This window comes from Nostoc commune NIES-4072 (genome assembly GCF_003113895.1).
Taxonomy (GTDB): Bacteria; Cyanobacteriota; Cyanobacteriia; order Cyanobacteriales; family Nostocaceae; genus Nostoc; species Nostoc commune.
This window is the reverse complement of sequence record NZ_BDUD01000001.1, coordinates 4702388-4707965: the sequence shown is the minus strand read 5'-3', so window position 1 is coordinate 4707965 and position 5578 is coordinate 4702388. Positions and strand designations below refer to the sequence as shown.

Genomic DNA, 5578 nt, shown 5'->3' with positions numbered 1-5578 from the left:
CGATCGTAATTTCATTGCCAGTGCCGATTTCCCCTAAGCTATATGCTGCCTGCCTACGGGTGTAGTCATCTACAGTAGTTGATTGCAGCAGTTGCAGTGTTGACTTAGCTTCCTCTTTGATTGAACTCCGACTATCAATTGTCCACTTGACAATTTGCGCTATTATTTCATCTGCTTTAAAATAATCTCTAAATTCTGCAATTCCTGCGGCAGCTAAAAAATAGGCACGATATTCATAAAATTTACAACATCCATCTTTAAAACTAACTAAAGCATCAATAAACTGTTGCTTTTGCTGTTTGAGGTTTTCTTCTGGTCGTCCTAGCCAAAGCAATATTGTTTGCTTCCATTGCGGTTCAAAGATGCGATAAGTTCCTTGACTGGGATTTTTGGGAACATGGTTGAGAAAGAAATGCCAGTCATCAATTGCTTTAGCAGCAAAGTACTCCTGAAATGAGGCATGAAAGAAAGCGTAAACAGGTTTTCTATTCGTATCTATCCCGACACAGTTCAGCCAGCCGCGATTTAGTGCCAATTTCAGCAGCGAATTTTCATCATCAGCATCACCCAAAAACTGAGTAACAGAATCCTGCCGCAAGCGAAAACGGGTTGCTTCTTTATCTATTGCTGCTTTAGCTAATTCCCCTAGTTTGACATTAAGTTCTTGACGCTGTTTAGGATTTGTAGCAAATTCAGCTTTTTTCCACTTGTCGAAGTCATCAACAAATTGTTGATAGAGTCCCGCTTGAGTATCAGGTAATTTACCATCTCCCGATTGCCAATTTAAACACAGCAGCGTCAACCGCAAAGGATTTTTCACTAAATCCTGAATCCGTTCCTTACCTGATTCTTTTAACGCAGTACATAACTGCTTTCCAGTTTCAGGAATAGTAGCGAACCATTTGTGAATAAATCTCTCTACCTGTTCTGGATAAGAAAAATCTAAACTGCGATAAGTATCAAAATCATCAAGTGCATTAATGTTGCCATCCCACAAATTAACCCGACAGGTCAGCACAATTCGCACTTGAGAAATTAACCCCCCTTCACGAAATTGCCGTGCAATCTCTGTTAGAGGATTAGATGCGGACATTTCATCTAACCCATCTAACAACAGCCAGACATTATTTTGATTAAACAGAGCAACAAAATTATCCTTCAATTGCTTAGTGGCTTCAGCTTTACCTATTTTCTCGGCTACCTGAGTCAACCAAGTTTCAAACAGATAAGATTTTAGTTCCTGACCTCGCAAATCTGCTAAAGATACCCAAATGACAATCGACTGGTGAATCTCACGAGATACCCAATCAGCAATCTGCTGTAATAGTGTTGTTTTTCCTGCTCCTGGTTCGCCAATAATTGCAATTCGCTTACCTTGACTTTTAGGTGTGTTTTTCTGTTTGAGAACTTCATTTAGAAAAGCATTATGCTCAAATGTTTTGGTGATTTCTGTTTCTTTGTATAGTTCTGACCCCCGTTCTGGAGAAATATCACCTTGAGGCTTGGATGGTTTTTTGCGCTCAACTAATCCTAGTGGCACGTAAACATCATCAACTTGCAGGGCGACTCCTTCAGTTGAAGTTAGAGGGTTTGTAGTTAGCTTTCGCCGTTCTACCAGTATTTCACGGCAGATTTTACGCCAGTTATCGGGAGTTAACTTAGTCCCATCCTCCCCTTGAGACGACTGTAGTCAAAAGGTGAAGTTATTAGTTTGGTTATTTATCTGTCCTTGGTTTACAACCCCAATTTTTTCTGCTAGCTGCGTCAGATTTTGAATGGTTGGCTGTTGAGACTTGAGGGTATTTTCGATTTCTTGAATTTTTTGAGTGAGTTTTGGTTCTGCTTTTGCTGCTGCTTCCACTTCCACAACTGCTTGAGCAATTTCTGGGTCTGCATCTGCTGCGGCTTTAAGTTCTAGCACTGCTTGACCATAATCTAAACGCTGCGGTTCATTTGCTTCTACAGCATTGGTGAGTAATGGCGATTTATTCTTCTGGCGGAGCTTTTCTATTAACTTACCACCTAGCGTCCATGTAGCATCACCAATGTTTTCGCCGATTTTCTCCTGCGCTTTAGTCCAAAGCGTAGTTGCGATCGCAGTAGCTACAGATGTCAGTGTTACAGTCACCATAAATTCACTACAAATTGAGTTGATGTAGAGATTATTTCAATTGACACAAATAGTATCACGAAAAAGCTAGCGGATTATTAGTGATATAAATTAATCTAGTTTAGATCAGACCAAAACAATTGTAGAGACGGCGATTTATCGCGTCTCTTTTAACCCGCGCAGACGGTTTTTGTTTGTGTAGCCGCGATTTATAATCGCCGGGTTACTAATACCAATTCAATTAATTATTGCAACACATTCTTGGGTTAAGACGCGATTCATCGCGTCTCTACAAATGGTCTGTTTGTCGCATTCTTGTTTAAAATTGGGATAAAATGGTGCGTTAGACTTTAGCCTAACGCACCATCAAAAAATATATTAAACCTAATTATCAATTATCAATTAGACGCTGCCTTGTCTGCTACATTGCAAATGATTTCCTCTAGCGTTTCCAATAACTCTTGCTCATTATAAGGTTTAGAAAAGTAAGCTCTAGCACCCAATTGCATAGCTAGTTGCCGATGTTTATTACTACTACGAGAAGTCAACATTGCAACTGGAATATTTTTTGTATCAACATCTGAATTTATCTTACCTAAAAAGCCATATCCATCAAGGCGAGGCATTTCAATATCACAAATAACCGCCTCTACTTTCAATCCACTATGAAGTTTTTCTAAGGCATCTTGACCGTCTTTAGCTTGCTCTACTTGATACCCTCCTTTTTCAAGAGTCAGTGCTAAAAAGCGGCGAACATTAATTGAGTCATCTACAATCAAAACTGTACCTTTCTGCTTAATAGAAGCTGCTGATACTTTGTTTTCATCAAATATTAAAAACGGTGTCTTTAACCTTGCTGATGGTAATTGAGTACCTTTGGGAGTCTGCCGATTTGTAGCAATCCAATACAGCAACTCATTGACATTAACTAGTGGCACTACTCGACCATCACCGAGAATTGTACAGTTGCTGAAACCTTCTGGTAAAGGTATATTTCCCTCGACTTGGCGAATAGCAACTTCCTGTTCACCCCAGCAACGGTCTATTTGGATTGCGACTGGCTGATTATTACCTTTGACTACTAAGACGCTGTTAGCATTAATTGCTGCCGGAGTTTCTAATTCTGAGCGATCGTAGCGCAGGCAATTAAACTCTAAATAACGAGTCAAGCGAATCAGTGGCAACATATTTCCTTGCCAATTTATAACTTCGCTACCTGCCATTTGGAAAACTCGCTCGTCTTGGAGTAAAGATATTTCTGAAATGACATCTGTGGGAAATGCCAATAGCATTTTGTTGATTTCTACCAGCAGAACTCGCGCCACAGAAAGGGTAAATGGTAATGATAAGGTGAAGGTAGTACCAACTCCTGGTTCCGTATCAACTTTCACATCTCCTCGAATCAGTTTGAGGTTGTTACGAACCACATCCATACCGACACCTCGGCCAGATAATGCTGTGACTTGTTCGGAGGTGGTAAAACCTGGTTCAAAAATTAGTGATAACAGTTCTTCATCACTAGCATTAGCGAGTAGAGAAGCATCCAATCCCATAGCTAAGGCGCGAGTGCGAATTTTCTCTAAAGAAATGCCCCAACCATCATCACGGATAGTAATCAGGGTGCGATTGCTGCGGTGAGTAGCTGTAATTTCAATTAATCCTTGTTCTGGTTTACCCAGAAGGCGGCGAGTGCTTGAATCTTCGATACCATGATCGAAAGCGTTTCTTACCAGATGCATTAAAGGTTCGTTTAATGCTTCTAAAATGCTGCGTTCAATTAAAGTATTACCACCTTCAATTTTTAACTGGACATTTTTCCCATACTCTACATTTAAATCGCGCAAGGCTCTAGGAAAACGTTCAATTAAATCGGACAGAGGCCGCATTCGGATGTGATTTAACTTTGTTTGTAACTGTTTGGATGTTTTATTTATTTTACGAGCAATTTGGTCTGTATCATCTACGCTGAGTTGAACGTCAGTTGTAACTTCCTGTACCTGAACAATGGTTTCCATAACTTCCTGCGATCGCAGGTTTAAATCGTTATAAAAATTCATTTCTAAAGTATCAAATTCTCTCTCAACGCCCTGCGTTTGTTGACTATTTTCAACTTGCACCTGCACCCCAGCTTGAGTAGAAATTTTGTCATAAGCGATACGTAATTCCTGATTTTCGCGGTCGAGAACTTGGACTCGCTGGTTTAAATTCCGAACCAGTTTGCGTAATCTTTCTAGTTGCGAGTTTAACCCATTTCGCTGGACAATCAGTTCGCCAAATAAATCGTTAATTTGCTCTAGTTGTTTGCTGGGAACTCGGACGCTATTTTCATGAGTTTCCCGCTCTTTAGCAACGCCATTTTGCTCTGCTTTACCTTCGCCAAATTTGGCATCTGGAGGATTATTTTCTTTAGAGAATATTGTATTATGCTCTGTGACATTGACAGTATTAATATCATCGGCGAATTCTACATCTAAAAATGTAAAACTAGCGGCGATACCTGCGGTGGGCTGCGCCAACGCTTCATGATTAGTCCAATTTTCTTTAATGTTTTCTGGTTGCCAAACAGATGTTGACGCTACTTTTGTGTCTGTGGCGATATGTGGTTTTACTTCTGCTGGTAATAGCGGCTGGGATTGCGTATAACTACTATTGAAGTCAAGTTCTGTAGGTAAGTTATCTAGTTGATTTGTCAGTACCAAAGCTTGCGATCGCCGCCATGCTTGCAATGCTAACCGGGCAATTTCGGGAATGCGCGAACTGCTAACAGTTTCCAATTGCTGTGTTATTGACTCACAAAGCTTGGTAAAAGCTGCCAACTGGAGCATTTCACCCAAACCGCCCAATTCTGCTGCCATTATGACAACTTCTTCATGCAATCCGGGCTGTTTGCTATCTGCCAGTATTGATTCTAACCGTTGCAAACACTCTTCTACTTCTGTGCCAAATAGCAAGGAAATAACGTCTTGGCCATCTTCTGGGGATAGCATGGTTGAGGCATCTTCAGGGGTGGGGTCACCCAAGCGATCGTGCAACTCGTCAAAAATTGGGTAACAAAAGGTTGCTAACCACTGATCTTCGACAACATTTCCTTCTGTAAGCAATTCTACAATCTGACGCAGCCAGTCAACTCCAGATAGCAATAAACTTTGCAACTGAGTATCAATTTCGAGAGAATTTTTTTTAGTTTTTAAAACTTTAAAAGAATCTTCCAAACGATGCGCTAAATCACTTAGCGATTTAAATCCCATCATCCCCGCGCCACCTTTGATAGAATGAGCGGCCCGGAGTGCAGCATTGATTTTATCCAAATCAATACGGTTACTAGTATCGATTTCTAGTAATACTCCTTCTAAGGTATTTAAGTAATCAATTGCTTCTTCCAGAAACTGCATCTGGATTTCTAGTTCTTTGTCTTGTAACATAGTTTTTGTTAATGGGCATTGGGGATTGGGCATTGGGGATTGGGCA

At 40.5% G+C, this 5578-nt stretch carries 3 protein-coding genes; all 3 read right to left on the bottom strand.

What is annotated here, in order from left to right; genetic code table 11:
- Positions 1-1540 (bottom strand): NACHT domain-containing protein (locus tag CDC33_RS20870; protein WP_244919301.1); only part of this gene is annotated, 1540 nt, incomplete at its 3' end.
- A 150-nt stretch (positions 1541-1690) separates the two neighbouring features.
- Entirely contained in the window at positions 1691-2131 is a 441-nt protein-coding gene (locus tag CDC33_RS20865; protein ID WP_109010406.1) for a hypothetical protein, read from the bottom strand.
- A gap of 377 nt (positions 2132-2508) precedes the next feature.
- Positions 2509-5532, bottom strand: a complete 3024-nt coding sequence (locus CDC33_RS20860) for a hybrid sensor histidine kinase/response regulator (protein WP_109010405.1) — start codon at positions 5530-5532, stop codon at positions 2509-2511.
- Positions 5533-5578: the final 46 nt, after the last annotated feature.

Coding starts and splice junctions, on each gene's coding strand:
- CDC33_RS20860 (WP_109010405.1), bottom strand. CDS start 5,532: ATGTTACAAGACAAAGAACTAGAAATCCAGATGCAGTTTCTGGAAGAA.
- CDC33_RS20865 (WP_109010406.1), bottom strand. CDS start 2,131: ATGGTGACTGTAACACTGACATCTGTAGCTACTGCGATCGCAACTACG.